General features: G+C 33.0%; 13 protein-coding genes. 5 read left to right on the top strand and 8 right to left on the bottom strand.

Features of this window, described 5'->3' with window-relative positions:
* Positions 1–97: 97 nt before the first annotated feature.
* Positions 98–2,464: an efflux RND transporter permease subunit gene (locus J2Y38_RS15895; RefSeq protein ID WP_309844355.1), complete on the bottom strand. Its 2,367-nt coding sequence runs from the start codon at positions 2,462–2,464 to the stop codon at positions 98–100.
* A 181-nt stretch (positions 2,465–2,645) separates the two neighbouring features.
* Here J2Y38_RS15895 and J2Y38_RS15900 point away from each other — a divergent pair, with 181 nt between their 5' ends.
* The 4 genes from J2Y38_RS15900 (at position 2,646) to J2Y38_RS15915 (ending at position 7,058) form a co-directional block, all read left to right on the top strand.
* Positions 2,646–2,975 (top strand): multidrug efflux SMR transporter, encoded by a 330-nt coding sequence (locus J2Y38_RS15900; protein WP_309844356.1) that lies wholly within the window; start codon positions 2,646–2,648, stop codon positions 2,973–2,975.
* A gap of 154 nt (positions 2,976–3,129) precedes the next feature.
* Complete coding sequence (locus J2Y38_RS15905; RefSeq protein ID WP_309844358.1) at positions 3,130–3,891, top strand: histidine kinase; 762 nt, start codon at positions 3,130–3,132, stop codon at positions 3,889–3,891.
* Positions 3,854–4,573 (top strand): response regulator transcription factor, encoded by a 720-nt coding sequence (locus J2Y38_RS15910; RefSeq protein WP_309844361.1) that lies wholly within the window; start codon positions 3,854–3,856, stop codon positions 4,571–4,573. The genes J2Y38_RS15905 and J2Y38_RS15910 overlap by 38 nt, the downstream gene beginning before the upstream one ends.
* A gap of 214 nt (positions 4,574–4,787) precedes the next feature.
* A complete protein-coding gene (locus J2Y38_RS15915; RefSeq protein WP_309844363.1) occupies positions 4,788–7,058 on the top strand; it encodes a cation:proton antiporter in 2,271 nt (756 codons plus the stop codon).
* Between the two features lie 348 nt (positions 7,059–7,406).
* Here the strand turns inward: J2Y38_RS15915 and J2Y38_RS15920 are convergent, their stop codons facing one another.
* The 3 genes from J2Y38_RS15920 to pyrH all read right to left on the bottom strand — a co-directional run bounded on the left by J2Y38_RS15920 (position 7,407) and on the right by pyrH (position 11,383).
* Entirely contained in the window at positions 7,407–9,902 is a 2,496-nt protein-coding gene (locus tag J2Y38_RS15920; RefSeq protein WP_309844366.1) for a DUF5686 family protein, read from the bottom strand.
* Between the two features lie 118 nt (positions 9,903–10,020).
* Positions 10,021–10,584, bottom strand: a complete 564-nt coding sequence (gene frr / locus J2Y38_RS15925) for a ribosome recycling factor (protein WP_053472458.1) — start codon at positions 10,582–10,584, stop codon at positions 10,021–10,023.
* 91 nt (positions 10,585–10,675) lie between these two features.
* Positions 10,676–11,383: a UMP kinase gene (pyrH, locus tag J2Y38_RS15930; RefSeq protein ID WP_053472459.1), complete on the bottom strand. Its 708-nt coding sequence runs from the start codon at positions 11,381–11,383 to the stop codon at positions 10,676–10,678.
* A 190-nt stretch (positions 11,384–11,573) separates the two neighbouring features.
* On the opposite strand from pyrH, the gene J2Y38_RS15935 reads away from it, so the two are divergent.
* Positions 11,574–12,191, top strand: coding sequence for a thioredoxin family protein (locus tag J2Y38_RS15935; RefSeq protein WP_309844371.1), 618 nt, complete (start codon positions 11,574–11,576; stop codon positions 12,189–12,191).
* 372 nt (positions 12,192–12,563) lie between these two features.
* Here J2Y38_RS15935 and truB read toward each other — a convergent pair whose 3' ends face one another.
* The 4 genes from truB to J2Y38_RS15955 all read right to left on the bottom strand — a co-directional run bounded on the left by truB (position 12,564) and on the right by J2Y38_RS15955 (position 15,395).
* Positions 12,564–13,256 carry a tRNA pseudouridine(55) synthase TruB gene (truB, locus tag J2Y38_RS15940; RefSeq protein WP_309844374.1) on the bottom strand — a complete coding sequence of 231 codons (693 nt, stop codon included), beginning with the start codon at positions 13,254–13,256 and terminating at the stop codon, positions 12,564–12,566.
* Positions 13,256–14,053, bottom strand: a complete 798-nt coding sequence (locus J2Y38_RS15945; RefSeq protein ID WP_309844375.1) for an undecaprenyl-diphosphate phosphatase — start codon at positions 14,051–14,053, stop codon at positions 13,256–13,258. Before J2Y38_RS15945 ends, truB begins: the two co-directional genes overlap by 1 nt.
* Positions 14,054–14,144: 91 nt before the next feature.
* Complete coding sequence (locus J2Y38_RS15950) at positions 14,145–14,405, bottom strand: DUF3098 domain-containing protein (RefSeq protein ID WP_309844377.1); 261 nt, start codon at positions 14,403–14,405, stop codon at positions 14,145–14,147.
* 114 nt (positions 14,406–14,519) lie between these two features.
* On the bottom strand, positions 14,520–15,395 hold the full coding sequence (locus tag J2Y38_RS15955; protein WP_053472464.1) for an ABC transporter permease: 876 nt from the start codon (positions 15,393–15,395) through the stop codon (positions 14,520–14,522).
* Positions 15,396–15,533: the final 138 nt, after the last annotated feature.

Here is a 15,533-nt window from a genome sequence, read left to right on the forward strand (position 1 = left end):
AAAATGTTCTTCATAAATTGTTTTACAATGTTTTGACAGATAAATTAATTCGTGTCAATTCGTGAATCCCGATAGCTATCGGGAGTGGCAAAAAAAACTACTTCTCCAAATTCTCCAATTCCTCTTTCTTAGTTTTCTTCTTCTCAAAAGTCAAAACCAGCGAAGGCAATACAACCAAATTCGCAAACATTGCAAAAGCCAAAGTACAAGAAATTAATCCTCCAAGTGCAATAGTTCCGCTGAAACTAGATAATGTGAAAGTCGCAAAACCTAAAATCAAAACAACCGATGTATAGAAAGTACTGATCCCAGTTTCTCTTAAAGCACTGAAAACGGATTTTTTAACTTTTCCGCCGCTTTGAAGCAAGTCATGTCTGTACTTCGCCATAAACTGAATCGCATTATCAACCGAAATTCCGAAGGCGATACTAAATACCAAAATGGTTGACGGTTTTAATGGAATTCCAAAATAACCCATTAATCCAGACGTAATACAAAGTGGTAAAACATTTGTAATTACAGAAGCCATTACCATTTTGAAAGAACGGAATAAATACAAAATCAGAATTGCAATCGTTAAAATCGCGAAGATTAATGACTCGATTAAGTTTTCAACCAAATACGAAGTTCCTTTTTGAAAAACCAATGCTTTTCCGGTAACGGTAACTTCATAACGATCTTTTGGGAAAATTTCATCGATTTTGCTGTGAAGTTTTTTCTCCACTTTAGCCATTTCGTCCGTTCCAATATCTTTCATAAAAGTTGTGATTCGGGCATATTGTCCAGTCGAATCAACGTAAGCTTTCATTAAATTTTCTTTGCTGTTTTTGGTCGCATTTTTAGCATAACTCAAAATAAAAGTCTGCTCCTGTGAAGTTGGCAATTGGTAATATTCCGGATTTCCGTTATAGAAAGCCTGTTTAGAATATTTAACCAAATTCACTATTGAAACGGGTTTTGCCAATTCTGGAATTTCAGCAATTGTATTTTGCAGTTCATCCATTTTACGGATTGTCGAAGCCTTCATAACACCTTTTTTCTTTTTGGTATCAATCATGATTTCAAGCGGCATAACTCCGTTAAATTCTTTTTCGTAAAATAAAATATCTTTAAAGAAAGAAGCGCTTTTTGGCATTTCACCAATCAAACTTCCTGAAACTTTCATTTGTGAAACTCCAATTACGCTGAAAATCAAAAATAAACCGTAAACAATATAAACGTATCTGCGTTTTGTTTTAACTACATCTTCAACCACATTTAATAAAGTAGAAATGTAAGTTTTAGTCAAATGATATAAATGTTTTTCTTTTGGCAATGGCATAAAACTGTATACAATTGGCACAATAAAAAGGGTCAATAAATAAACAGAAATTACGTTGATTGAAGTTACCAGACCAAATTCAAAAAGCAGATCATTTCCGGTAATCATAAACGTAGCAAAACCAATCGCAGTGGTTAAATTCGTCATTAAAGTAGAAACTCCAATTTTTGAAATTACACGCTGCAGCGCCTTAGCCTGATTATTATGTAATTTAATTTCCTGCTGATATTTATTGATTAGGAAAATACAGTTCGTAATTCCGATAACGATAATCAGCGGTGGAATAATTGCTGTTAAAATCGTGATTTTATAACCAAATAAACCAAGTGTTCCAAACGACCAGATTACACCGACAATTAAAATACAAATCGAAATAAAAGTTGCTCTGAATGAACGGAAAAAGAAAAAGAAAATCAACGAAACAGTCAATAAAGCCGCGCCGATAAAAAGACCAATTTCGCCTTTCATATCAGCCGCATTGATCGTTCTGATGTATGGCATTCCAGAAACTTTAAGATCGATTCCGGTTGTTTTTTCGAATTTATCGATTTTTGGAACCAGGTTTTCAAGTATAAAAGTTTTTCTTTCAGAAGTATTTACCAGTTTTTTATTGATGTAAATCGCAGAGCGAACACTTCCACTTTCTTTATTGAATAATAATCCTTCGTAAAAAGGTAAATTATGGAATAAATCGTGTTGAACGTTTTTTAAATAGGCAGGATCTAAAACTTTGCTTTGATCGATAAATGGTGTTAAAACAAATTTTTCGTTAACGGTATCTTTCTCCAGTTTTTTCAAATCATTTAATGAAACAACTAAATCAACTTCTTTAGATTTTTTTAAACCCGTCATTAACTCATTCCAGGCAGCATAATTTTTTGGAGTAAAAAAGTTTTTATCCTGAAAACCAATTACAACCAGGTTTCCTTCTTCGCCAAACTTGTCTAAGAATTTTTGATATTCTTTGTTTGCGATATGATCTTTTGGAAGCAGGTTTGCTTCAGTATAAGTCATAGAAAGGTTTTTCCATTGGTAACCAAGGAAAATAGTTAAAGCAGAAAGGATGACCAGAATTGTGATTCTGTTTTTAAGTATGATTCGGGCTAATTTTTCCCAGAACCCAACTTTAATAGCGTTTTTCATAAAATCTTTAAAAATGGTTGCAAATGTAGTGAAAACTGCTCAAAATCATAAACAATCGATTGTATTTTACTTAATGTTAACACAAATCGGGACTTGAATATTTTGTGATAAATTTCCTGCTTTTTGCTGTTTAGTCGCTAGCTTTTCTCATATTTGCAGTTAATTTAAAAATGAAAAGAAAATGAATTGGATTTTATTGATTATTGCCGGACTTTTTGAAGTTGGATTTGCATCATGTCTAGGAAAAGCAAAAGAAACATCAGGAATTACATCAACTTATTGGATGGTTGGTTTTTTTGTATGTCTTTCAATCAGTATGATTTTATTGTATAAAGCAACACAAACTTTACCCATTGGTACTGCTTATGCCGTTTGGACAGGAATAGGTGCAGTTGGAACTGTTTTAGTTGGGATTTTTATTTTTAAAGAACCCGCAGCCTTTTGGAGAATATTTTTTCTTACAACATTAATTGCTTCAATTATTGGGTTGAAATTCGTTTCAAGTCATTAAAAAATGATATTTGCCCACGGGTTAAGCGGATGAAAAGGGTTTACGCAGGTTTTTTTTAAGATTTGATTATCCATTATGTAAAAAATAAAATCTGTGTAAACCAGTTCAATCAGTAAAATCAGTGGGCAAAAAAAACTTTAACCAATCTTAAACAATGCAGGAAAACAATACCACAACTTTTATATTTCTAGCCATTCTTTTACTGTTAATTATCATAATTTGTTTTATGATATATCAATTAACGCAGGCAAAAAAGGCAAAAGATAATGCCGAAAAAAGTTTTTATGCGCTCGAAGCAAAAGTAAACGACTTGCAGTTAGAGAATTTAGAGTCAAAACTAAATCCGCATTTGTTTAAGAATATTTTGAATTCAATTCAGTCGCACGCATATCAAACTTATTTTGCTCTGGATAAACTGGCCAATGTTCTGGATTATATTTTATACGAAAGCAAAAAGAAATTCGTAACCGCAAAAGAAGAAATAAACTTTGCACTGAATTTAATCGAAATCAATAAAATTAAAATCAGTCCGCTTTTTGAATTGAAGATCAAAACCAATATCAACGAAGACGATAAACTGTTCGATCAGCCTTTGCTGGCGCCTTTGATTTCGATTGATTTAATTGAAAATGCCTTTAAACATGCCGATCTTCAAAGTGCTGATGCTTTTATTTCGGTAGTTTTTGAATTTCGTGACAACGCTTTTTCTATGACTGTTTCGAATAAAATTTCAGATAAAAAAGTATTGAAAAAGGAGCGCAGTGGTTTTGGTCACGCCACTTTAGAACATCGTCTGCGTATTATTTACAAGAATAATTTTAAACTTGATAAATTTGTAGAAAACGATGTTTATATTGCTCATCTAAAAATAGATTTACTTGAATACAAAACTGAAATGCTTGCTTCTGGACGATGAGCTTCCGGGATTAACGTACTTAAAAATGCTTTGCGAACAAATTCCTGAACTGGAAATCGTAAAGACATTTAATAATCCGCAGAAACTTTTGTCTGATATTCCCGAACTCGAATTTGATTTGCTGATTTCAGATATCGAAATGCCGGGAATGGACGGACTTCATCTGGCTGAAATGGTTGGTAATAAATTAGTGATTTTTTGTACCGCCTATAAAGAATATGCCGCCGATGCTTTTAATATCGATGCGGTAGATTATATCACAAAACCTGTAAAACTGGAACGTTTGCAAAAAGCAGTCTCAAAAGCTTTAGAACGTTTTGAAAAACCGGATGCAGCTAAAAAATTTATTCAGTTAAATACTGATAAAGGAAAAACACTGCTTTATTTTAATCAGGTTCAATACATCAAAACGGCTGTAAGTGACAGTCGGGACAAAACGGTTTTACTTGCCGACGGAAGTTTTTTAAATTTGAAAAACGTAAAATTCGATACACTTTTAAAAGAATTACCTGAAACCGATTTCTGCCGAATTAACAAAAAAGAAATCATTGCTGTAAAAGCGATAAAATTCTTCAACCACAATGAAATTGTACTGCATCACATTGAAGAAAACAATAAAAACATTAATTTAATTTTAAGCGAAACTTACCGATCTGATTTTTTGAAAAAAGTAAAATTATAAGCTTATTTCATAGCTCAATATTATGTCAGGCTGAGCGAAGTCGAAGCCCTTTTTTAGAAATAAATAGTTCTTTTTTGAGTCGTTTTTTGGTGTTGTTTTTAACTTATTACAAAGTTTTTCCGACTTGTTACATACATTGAAAATTAGGTGTAAATTTACTTTTCCACTTGAAGTCCACTTCTGATATTTGCGGCAATAATTAAAAGAACGAGTTATGAATAACATTAAGAACTCCTTATTCTACGTAACCATTATTGGAGGTTTTACCGCTCTGATATATTGGGTAATTTCAAAAGGCGCTGCATTAGAAGTAGGCCGTAATATCATCAAGAAAAAAATCGAAAGTAATCATTGGAATGATTTCCTTCATTCAATGGTTGAAAATTTACAGCATCCATTAGCTATTTTACTGGCGCAGATTGTGACTATTATTTTAGTTGCACGTTTGTTTGGATGGTTTTTTAGAAAAATCGGACAGCCGTCTGTAATTGGTGAAATGATCGCCGGAATTGTTTTAGGGCCATCTTTAGTCGGGATGTATTTTCCGGAGTTTTCTGCCGCCTTATTTCCAAAAGAATCTTTAGGAAACTTACAATTTTTAAGTCAGATTGGTTTAATACTTTTCATGTTCGTTATCGGAATGGAACTGGATTTGAAAGTGCTAAAAAACAAAGCGCACGATGCCGTTGTTATTAGTCACGCTAGTATTGTAATTCCGTTTGCATTAGGATTAAGTTTAGCGTATTATATATATCATACTTTTGCGCCGGTTGGTGTGGAGTTTGCTTCTTTCGGATTGTTTATGGGAATTGCGATGAGTATTACTGCATTTCCGGTTTTGGCCAGAATTGTGCAGGAGAGAGGTATGCAGAAAACCAAACTCGGAACCATTGCCATAACGTGTGCCGCTGCAGACGACATCACGGCTTGGTGTATCCTGGCTGTTGTAATTGCTATTGTAAAAGCAGGTTCTTTTACGAGCGCATTATACGTGATTGGTTTAGCAATTTTGTATGTAATTATTATGTTGAAAATCGTTCGCCCGTTCCTAAAACGTGTTGGAGATTTAAATTCAACAAGAGAAAGTTTAAACAAACCAGTTGTTGCGATTTTCTTTATCACACTTTTAATTTCTGCATACGCTGCTGAATTAATCGGAATCCATGCTTTATTTGGAGCTTTTTTAGCGGGAGCAATCATGCCGGAAAACAATAAATTCAGAAATATATTTATTGAGAAAGTAGAAGATGTTGCGATAATTGTATTACTGCCATTATTCTTCGTATTTACAGGTTTGCGTACACAAATAGGTTTGCTTAATGATCCTGGATTATGGAAAATTACCGGATTAATCATAGCGGTTGCGGTGGCCGGAAAATTCTTTGGAAGCGCATTAGCAGCAAAATTTGTGGGCCAAAACTGGAAAGATAGTTTAGCGATTGGAGCTTTAATGAACACAAGAGGTTTAATGGAATTGGTTGTTTTAAATATTGGATACGATCTTGGTGTTTTATCGACAGAGATTTTTACCATGATGGTTATTATGGCCTTGGTAACCACTTTTATGACAGGTCCGGCCTTAGATTTCATCGGGTTTGTTTTTAAAGATAAAATCACGGCTATTCCGCAGGAAATTGGAAATAAAAGTAAATACAAGATACTGCTTTCATTTGGAACTCCTGAAAGAGGAAAAAAATTGTTGCAAATCGCCAATAGTTTAGTTAGAAAACAGCAGGATAATTCGATCGTAACGGCGATGCATTTGTCTTTAAGTACAGAAATACATTCGTTTGATGTAAAAGAACACGAACGTAAAATGTTAGTTCCGGTTATCGAAGAATCGCACAAGCTGAATCAAAATATGGTAAGCCTGTTTAAGGTTTCTAATGATATTGATACTGATATTATTGACGCAGCTAACCAAGGCGAATATGATTTATTATTGGTTGGTTTAGGGCAGTCTATCTTTGACGGGACTTTACTCGGAAAAATTCTTGGTTTTACCACCCGAATCGTAAATCCGGATCGTTTAATTGACAAGTTTACCGGAAAAGAAGGTTTATTTGAAAATAATCCTTTTGATGAAAGAACGCGTCACATTCTTGCAAAAACCAAAATGCCGGTTGGTATTTTTATCGATAAAGATCTTGAAGAAGTAAATCAGGTATTCATGCCGATTTTTAGTAGAGAAGATGCTTTTTTAATTGATTTTGCGAAGAAATTAATCAATAATAATGGTTCACAAATTACAGTTCTGGATGCCAGCGGTGAAGTAAAAAATACACGCGACATTCAGGAAACGATTAGATCTATTGAGCAAATTGCACCAAATCATATTATGATTATGCACGACAGAACAATCAAAAAAGATTTTCTGGATAGTCAGGATTTAATGATTATAAGTTTAGACAGTTGGAAAAAATTAATTGAATCTCAAAGTACATGGCTGAATAATACGCCTTCGGTTTTGATTTTGAAGCCGTAGATAGTTTTAAAACTTCAATATTTAAATTCCAAATTCCAATTTTCATGATTGGGGTTTGGGATTTTTTTTATGGATTTTTTTGTCATTTCGAGGAACGAGAAATCGCACTCGAAACTCTACACAGTGATGTCGCCAATCTTTGTCGATTCTCTAGTGCGATTTCTCGTTCCTCGAAATGACAAACTTTGTCTATAATTAGAATTTGAGATTAACTTTACGTAGTTACGATATGATCCTTCGACTTCGCTCAGGAAGACAAAAATAGCGATGATGCCTTTGCGCTCTCATCAAAATTTATTTCTTAAAAAAAATCTTAGCGACCTTTGCGGTTAAATCCTCAATCAAAATCTAAAGCCCCAAATCAAGAACATAAGAAATCTTAACCGCAATATTATCATCAAATTCAGGTAACTGATTTGGTCCATAGCGATAGAATCCGCCGAGACCAAAACCTTTGTAGATTTTATTTAATTCAATTCCTGATTCGAAGAAACCTTTGTCAAGCGTTTTATAAGTTGGGCCAACATGCTGTTCCGGTTTTTCCATATTTCCCCACGCCATTCTGGTAACTAAAACCAATGAAGGACGTACTTTTTTCATGATTTTAATTCTTTCAAAACCATGTTTGATTTGGAAAAACACATATTGACTCGAGAAAAATTCATTAAAAAACATAGTTTCAAAACTGTTTCTTCCGGCAAAAGTAATACGCTGGATAACAGTTTCCTTGGTAAGGTTATTCGGCATGGTGTTATACAAATGCGTAAGCGGAACATCGCCTATTGCATGACCACCTTGCAAAAGCAGGCTTGTTTTTTGACCGTTTAGGTATTTCTTTTCGTACTCTGTTTTGAAATCTATTTTTCCGAAACTAAAATCATTATCTAAAACATTTGGCAGCGATTGTGTATACTGAAAAGTAAATCTAGGGAATCTTTTGTCTGATTCAGTTCTTCCAGTTGGAGTCTGCATAAAATCGCTGAAAGGCGCCCAAACAATAGAAACCATTGCGGTTGTCATAATAAAACTTGAATACAACTGACCGTTGTAATTAAAAAGATAATCGAACTTAGGCTCAACATACGTTCTGGATAGTTCCAGAACAGCTTCTGTCTTCGGAATAATTTTCGTCTGTACATTTGCTTTCCAGCTTTTATAATGATAAAAAGTACTAATGTTGATTGGCCTCGGATCATAAATTTTAAATACACGTTTATCAACAGCAAAAACAGTACTCGCAATTTCCCTAACATCATCTGTATAAGATCCGTTTAACCAAGTGTTCGTATTTTGGTCTAATAAAACACCAGCTCCTAAATTGTATTTAACAACACCGTCTTTTGTGCCGTATGCCGTATAGCCTTCAATTCTAAAATCTTTAGAAAATTTATCATTTGTAATGCCTCCAAGACCTAAACGAAAACCTTCGTAATTGTTGTAACTAATAATTTTCTTTAAATCTAAATCAACAGGGCCAATTGGAATGTAACCATTGATGATTTTTCGGCCCAATCCTAAACGTTTTTCAATTCTTTTATTGATCGATAAGCTGTCTAATAATTGATACGTTTTCTGGCTTTTTTGATCTAAAGCTTCTTTACGGTACTGGTTCCAGAATTCTTCCGGTTTTTTGCTTGCATCGTCTTTAATTTCGATATAAAGTGATGGATTTTTTATTGGAGTTTCGGTATTGTAATGAATATCGAAATTATTGCTTTCAGAAAGTAAATAGGTAAAATCTGAAGCGGCTTTCTTTCTCGGCTCAAAATCTTCGGCAACATCTCCGTCAAACTGAATAGTTCCACCTAAAATCTTAATGTCATCGTCATTTTTACCTTTTACAATTTTAAAAGTGGTGTTACTTTGAAACCATACTTTTTCATTCGGCACATAATCAAATTCGTGAATACCGCTAATATCTAAAACGCCTTTTATACGCATTACCGCTTTTGCAATAGCGAAATTTTGCGAGTCGATATACAAAACACCTTCTAAGCCCGATGTTTTTCTTTTATGCTTATTTTTAAAGTAAATCATAAAAGTTTCACGGCCTTTTATGTTTACAGTATCAAGCAATTTGTAATTGTAGGTTCCCGGAGCGGTATTCGAAATAGGATTTTCATATTTAGTTTCGAAAAGCTCATATTTGTTATCGTAAATCGAAATTGACTGTAAATTGAAAGCAATAACTTCGTAAATAGGGTTTTTAAAACCGGCTATTTTGGTTCCCAGAACCGTTTCTTTAAGCTTATTATTTCCGAATTGATATTGCGAAACTTTCTCGGTTTGAAATAAATGCTGTTTGCTTATGATTTCTTTGAATTTATAATCAGAAGAATCGATGTTGATTTTCTTTTTATTGAAATCCTTATAAACGGCAGATGAATCTATTCTTCCGTCAATCGAATCAGGATTGGCGGTAACAATAAGTTTGTTGTACGTTTTGTACTCAAAACTGCTTAATTTTTTCTGCGGATTATTATTGTTTTTATTGGCAATAACTTTTTTGATAATTGTTAAAGCAGGATTTTCATTAGAAACAATAACTTCTTTTAAATCATCTGTTTTTTGAGATAAGGAAACAGTATAAAACTTTTTGTTTTCTAGTATGGCAACAGTTTTAGTTTGAAAACCAATATAGGAAACGATAAAATTTCCGGATTGTGTAAAAGTTTTAAAGGTAAATTTTCCGTCAACATCCGTAATGGTATTGCTATTATCAAAAGTTTTAATAGTCGCAAAGGGAAGTGGCTTGTTGTTTGAATCTGTTACAATTCCGCTTATTTGAAATTGCGCCTGAATGTTAAGCGTAAAAAATAAAGTCAATAAACAAAATAGCCTCATAGAGAATTATATAGATTCAAAAACGGAAAGAATTTGATTTTGGTATGCAAAAATAAGAATAAAAAAAATCCGTCTGATAATTTTACCAGACGGATTTTTGAATTTCAGTATCAAATACTTAAACCTTCATGATTTCAGCTTCTTTTGCAGCTAATAATTCATCAATTTTTTTGATATAAGTATTGGTTAAGTTTTGAACTTCTTCTTCTGCAGATTTACAGATATCTTCAGAAGTTCCTTCTTTTTCTAATTTTTTGATGTCAGTATTTGCATCTTTACGAGAGTTACGAATACCAATTTTTGCATCTTCAGCTTCAGATTTAGCTTGTTTAGCCAAATCACGACGACGCTCTTCTGTTAAAGGCGGAACGCTGATGATAATAACGTCTCCGTTATTCATTGGGTTGAAACCAATATTAGCAATTAAAATAGCTTTTTCAATGGCTTGTAACATGTTTTTTTCGAAAGGCTGCAAAGTAATTGTTCTTGCATCAGGAACACTGATTTTTGACACTTGAGAAAGTGGCGTTGCAGATCCGTAATAATCAACAAAAACACCTCCAAGCATAGCCGGAGAAGCTTTTCCTGCACGAATGTTTAGAAATTCTTTCTCTAAGTGTGCAATAGAACCGTTCATAGATTCTTCAGTACTTTCTAATATAAAATCGATTTCTTCAGTCATTTTTTTTATTTTTTATGTTTTTGAAGATTGTTTTAAAGAGTATTGTTTTTTAATAAATCTAATAATCTAGAATTCTAACAATCTAAGTAGTCTAAATATTTACTACAGTTCCGATGTTTTCTCCTTCGCAGATTTTCAAAAGGTTTCCAATTTTGTTCATATCAAAAACAACAATTGGCAGTTTATTTTCCTGGCTTAAAGTAAAAGCGGTTGTATCCATTACATTTAGCCCTTTTTTAAGAACGTCATCAAACGAGATAAAATCAAATTTTACAGCCGAAGCATTTTTTTCAGGATCAGAATCGTAAACACCATCAACGCGGGTTCCTTTTAAGATCACATCAGCATTGATTTCGATTCCTCTTAAAACCGCTGCAGTATCAGTTGTAAAATATGGATTTCCTGTTCCGGCACCAAAAATAACAATTCTTCCTTTTTCTAAATGACGATCTGCTCTTCTTTTGATATATGGTTCTGCAATAGATTCCATTTTTAAAGCAGTCTGCAAACGCGTTTTCATTCCCTTGTCTTCAAGTGCACCCTGCAAAGCCATTCCGTTAATAACAGTAGCAAGCATTCCCATATAATCACCTTGTACTCGGTCCATTCCTGCGCTGGCACCGGCAACGCCTCTAAAAATATTTCCTCCTCCAATAACGATTGCAATTTCTACTCCCTTTGCATGGATCTGCTTAATTTCATCTGCATATTCGGCTAATCTTTTTGGGTCAATTCCATATTGTAAATCACCCATTAAGGCCTCACCGCTAAGTTTTAGAAGAATTCTTTTATATTTCATATTTCGTGTTGCGTTAATTTGTGCAAATATAGACATATTCTGATTTTTAAAAATAATGTTGATAAAAAATTAATTGTACTTGAGATTTAATTTTATAACGACTTTTTTTATTTTTTCTTTCGAATGTGATAAAAGTCATTCGAGGTTCTTTTTAAAATCCGTAATTTTATAGTAAGCAAAATAAACCTCTATGAAAAGTACTGTAGCCAAAGCATTATTCAACAGTCATTCTTATGCTGAATATCGAAAATTAGTTACTGATTTATTATCTGAAGGAAAATCAACAGGAAGCGAACAGTCTGAAAGTCTGACCAATTATTCCAAATTGAACGAAGCCAGAATGAATCGATTAGAAAAAACAATCAAAATTTCTGAAGATGTTATTTCAAAACTCCAGCATCTCAATAATCATTATATCTGGCTTGTAATTTCTGAAGGCTGGTGCGGAGATGCGGCGCAGATTCTTCCCATTTTAGATAAAATGGCGCATGCATCTGATAAAAGAATCGATCTTCGAATTGTACTTCGTGATGAAAACGACGAATTGATGAGCCAATATTTAACAAACGGCGGAAGAGCAATTCCAAAAGTTATTGTGATTTGCAAAGAAGCCGGAATTGTTCGTACAGATTGGGGACCAAGACCAAAAGGCGCAACCGAATTAATGAACAATCATAAAAGAGACGTTGGTCCAATTGATGAAAAAATTAAAACCGATTTACAATTATGGTATCTCGCAGATAAAGGAATTTCTGTGCAGGAAGAACTGCTCGAAATCATGGAAAATATCAAATATAACCGTCTTTAATTGTTGATTACTTTTGTAATACTTGTCTGAAGCCTTTTAGTGGTAAGGTGTTGATAGTAAATGTTATAATGTTTTTAAAAAATGTAAGAAAATATTTTTTTTATTAGAAAATTTTGTATCTTGCTATAACCAATCCCACTTCTATTATATATTTTTTGATTTACTCTTTTTATTGGTGTCTATTTTCTACTAACAATTAAAAATGCACTATTATGAAAAAGTTATTCGAAAGGTTTTATGATTTTTTCTCCATGTACTTGTTTGGAGGTAAAAATGTTCCACACTATTGATTTGTAGAAAGCAAATATGGTGTAACATTATTTTAGGAGTAGGCACATTACAAATTTTACATATGTAATGTGCTTCTTGTATTTATGAAGTAAGAGTTTCTTCAAACAAAGTAATATCAATCGCATTTTTTACGTCGTAGTCACCAATCTTTGTTCGGCGTAAAACAGTTAAATGCGAACCGGAATTCATTGCTTTTCCAAAATCGTAAGCAAGTGAACGAATATAAGTTCCTTTACTGCAAACAACTCTAAAATCAATTTCAGGCAATTCTATTCGTGTAATTTCAAATTCGTGAATCGTAGTTTTTCTGCTTTCAATTTCTATAGATTCTCCGGCGCGTGCGTGCTCGTATAAGCGAACACCATCTTTTTTAATAGCCGAAAAAATAGGCGGTTTTTGATCGATTTCGCCTAAAAATTGTTTCACCGTTTCGTGAATTAAAGCTTCGTCGATATGTTCCGTTGGAAAAGTTTGATCGATTTCGGTTTCTAAATCATATGATGGAGTAGTGGCTCCAATATAAAATGTTCCCGTATATTCTTTTGCCTGACCCTGAAGTTCAGAAATTCTTTTGGTAAATTTTCCGGTGCAGATCAATAAAAGTCCCGATGCTAACGGATCTAAAGTTCCGGCATGACCAATTTTAAACTTTTTTGGAAGCCCGACTTTATTAATTAAAAGGTATTTTAATTTATTGACCGCTTGAAACGAACTCCATTTTAAAGGTTTGTCTATCAATAAAACCTGTCCGTTTAAATATTCTTCGGGTGTCATTATATAATGGTAAGCGGGTGAATGAAAAAGTGAATCAGCAATAAGATGATTCCGGCAAGAATTCGGTAATAACCAAAAACTTTAAAACCATTTTTAGTCAAAAATCCAATAAAGGTTTTAATAGCCAAAAGTGCCACAATAAAAGCAACTATGTTTCCAATAACTAATATGTTGATTTGATCGTGAGATAATTCAAATCCAGCTTTGTAATAATCGTAACATTTTTTTACTGTTGCGCCCAGCATAGTTGGAACTGCAAGAAAAAACGAGAATTCGGCAGCCGTTGTTCTTGATAATTTTTGAGACATTCCGCCCACAATACTGGCGCCGCTTCGTGAAACTCCGGGAATCATCGCGATACATTGAAATAATCCAATTTTTAGAGCTTGTAAATACGTGATTTCTTGTGAAGTTTCGGCAGTATTTGGGTTGTTGAACCATTCGTCAACTTTCAATAAAATTAATCCTCCAATTAAAAGAGAAATTGCAACCGTAACCGGGTTTTCTAATAAACCATCAATAAAGTCACTCAGCAATAATCCTAAAACTACGGCCGGAATAAAAGCGACTAAAAGTTTAAAGTAAAAATCAAGCGTTTGAAAGAAACGTTTAAAGTATAAAACAACAACCGAAAGTATAGCACCAAGCTGAATAACAATCGTAAAAAGTTTAGTGAAATCTTCGTGTGCGATTCCAAAAAAAGAAGAGGCAATAATCATGTGTCCAGTTGAAGAAACAGGTAAAAATTCTGTAATTCCTTCAATAATGGCAAGAACGATAGCTTGTAATGTGTTCATTAGAAATTTTAGATTTCAGATTTCAGATTTCAGATTTCAGATTGTTCTTTTCGCTGTGCTCAAAGTTTTAATTGAAATCTATAAACCTAATTTATTTAGATTTTTTGAAAATAGAATAAATCGTGATTCCAAAACCAATTAAAACAGTTGTTGGAGCTAAACGAATACGTCTAAAACTAAAAACATCCTCATTAAAAACATTCGGATTATCACTTCCACCGCCAGACATTAAAATAAATCCTAATGCAATCACACCAATACCAATTAATAAAATTTTGTAATTAATACCGTCAAAAAGAAATTCTTGTTTTTGTGGTTGTGATTGTGGTTCTTCTTTAAAATTGTTTTTCATTTTGTTTATTTTGTAACCCTGACTATAGTCAAAGATTATTTAATTTATTTGTCAGCCTGAGCGAAGTCGAAGGCATTTTCGTTTAATCTAAAATCTAAAATCAACAATCTAAAATTAATAAAGATCGTCAGTTCTTAAATTAAGGAAACGCTGTGTTGCAAAGTGTGTGCTTACCCAAGTAATTAAAACCCCTAATCCGAAAACGGCCAATAAAACCAATCCAATTAAAGCTTTATCTTCTAAAATTCCTAAACCAGGGAAATTAGTTTCTACATAGAATAAAAGCCCAATTAAGGCGATAATTGCCAATAAAGCACCAAGCATTCCTAATTTTACACTGCGTGTTACAAAAGGTTTACGAATAAACGATTTTGTAGCGCCCACCATTTGCATGGTTTTAATAATAAAACGATTGGAATGAATGGATAAACGCAGCGAACTATTGATTAATAAAACAGCAATTACGGTAAGAAAACCGCTGATAATCAAAATCCACATACTTACTTTTTTAATGTTGTCGTTTACAAGATTTACCAATTGTTTGTCGTAAACAATGTCTTCAATCATAGTATTTTGACGTAATGCACTTTCGATTTTAGAGATACTGTCACGTTCAACATAATCAGCTTTTAAGTGAATGTCGTATGAATTCAATAATGGGTTTTCGCCCAAAAATGTCAGGAAATCTTCTCCAATAATATCAGTATGCTCTTTCGCTGCTTTTTCTTTGGTAACATAAACATAAGAAAGCGCAAAAGGGGCTCTTTTTAATTCTGAATCAAAGGCTTTGATAATACTGTCATTCGCTTCGTTTTTAAAGAAAACTGTCATAGCGATTTTTTCTTTAAAATCATCTGCCAGTTTTTTAGAATTGATAATGAATAATCCTAGTACTCCTAAAAGGAATAAAACCAAGAATACACTTAATACAACCGAAAAATAAGAGGAAATTAACCTGCGTTTTTGAAATTTATCAAAATTAGAACTCATAGATACTTAAATTATGTGGTAAAAATAATAAAGAATTTCTTTATTTAAAGTTAATAACAAACTTTTATACTATAAATGTACGATTTGATATTGAATAGTTAAGGGAATTTAACCGCAAAGTTCGCTAAGGTTTTCGCA

Origin of the sequence: Flavobacterium sp. 2755, assembly GCF_031455715.1 — a bacterium.
In the GTDB taxonomy this organism is placed as follows: Bacteria; Bacteroidota; Bacteroidia; order Flavobacteriales; family Flavobacteriaceae; genus Flavobacterium.

What these genes read in the sequence shown, in the direction of transcription:
- J2Y38_RS15950 (WP_309844377.1), bottom strand. Translation starts at nt 14,405, where the DNA reads ATGAAAAACAATTTTAAAGAAGAACCACAATCACAACCACAAAAACAA.
- J2Y38_RS15900 (WP_309844356.1), top strand. Translation starts at nt 2,646, where the DNA reads ATGAATTGGATTTTATTGATTATTGCCGGACTTTTTGAAGTTGGATTT.
- J2Y38_RS15905 (WP_309844358.1), top strand. Translation starts at nt 3,130, where the DNA reads ATGCAGGAAAACAATACCACAACTTTTATATTTCTAGCCATTCTTTTA.
- J2Y38_RS15915 (WP_309844363.1), top strand. Translation starts at nt 4,788, where the DNA reads ATGAATAACATTAAGAACTCCTTATTCTACGTAACCATTATTGGAGGT.
- J2Y38_RS15920 (WP_309844366.1), bottom strand. Translation starts at nt 9,902, where the DNA reads ATGAGGCTATTTTGTTTATTGACTTTATTTTTTACGCTTAACATTCAG.
- J2Y38_RS15935 (WP_309844371.1), top strand. Translation starts at nt 11,574, where the DNA reads ATGAAAAGTACTGTAGCCAAAGCATTATTCAACAGTCATTCTTATGCT.
- pyrH (WP_053472459.1), bottom strand. Translation starts at nt 11,383, where the DNA reads ATGAAATATAAAAGAATTCTTCTAAAACTTAGCGGTGAGGCCTTAATG.
- J2Y38_RS15895 (WP_309844355.1), bottom strand. Translation starts at nt 2,464, where the DNA reads ATGAAAAACGCTATTAAAGTTGGGTTCTGGGAAAAATTAGCCCGAATC.
- truB (WP_309844374.1), bottom strand. Translation starts at nt 13,256, where the DNA reads ATGACACCCGAAGAATATTTAAACGGACAGGTTTTATTGATAGACAAA.
- J2Y38_RS15945 (WP_309844375.1), bottom strand. Translation starts at nt 14,053, where the DNA reads ATGAACACATTACAAGCTATCGTTCTTGCCATTATTGAAGGAATTACA.
- frr (WP_053472458.1), bottom strand. Translation starts at nt 10,584, where the DNA reads ATGACTGAAGAAATCGATTTTATATTAGAAAGTACTGAAGAATCTATG.
- J2Y38_RS15955 (WP_053472464.1), bottom strand. Translation starts at nt 15,395, where the DNA reads ATGAGTTCTAATTTTGATAAATTTCAAAAACGCAGGTTAATTTCCTCT.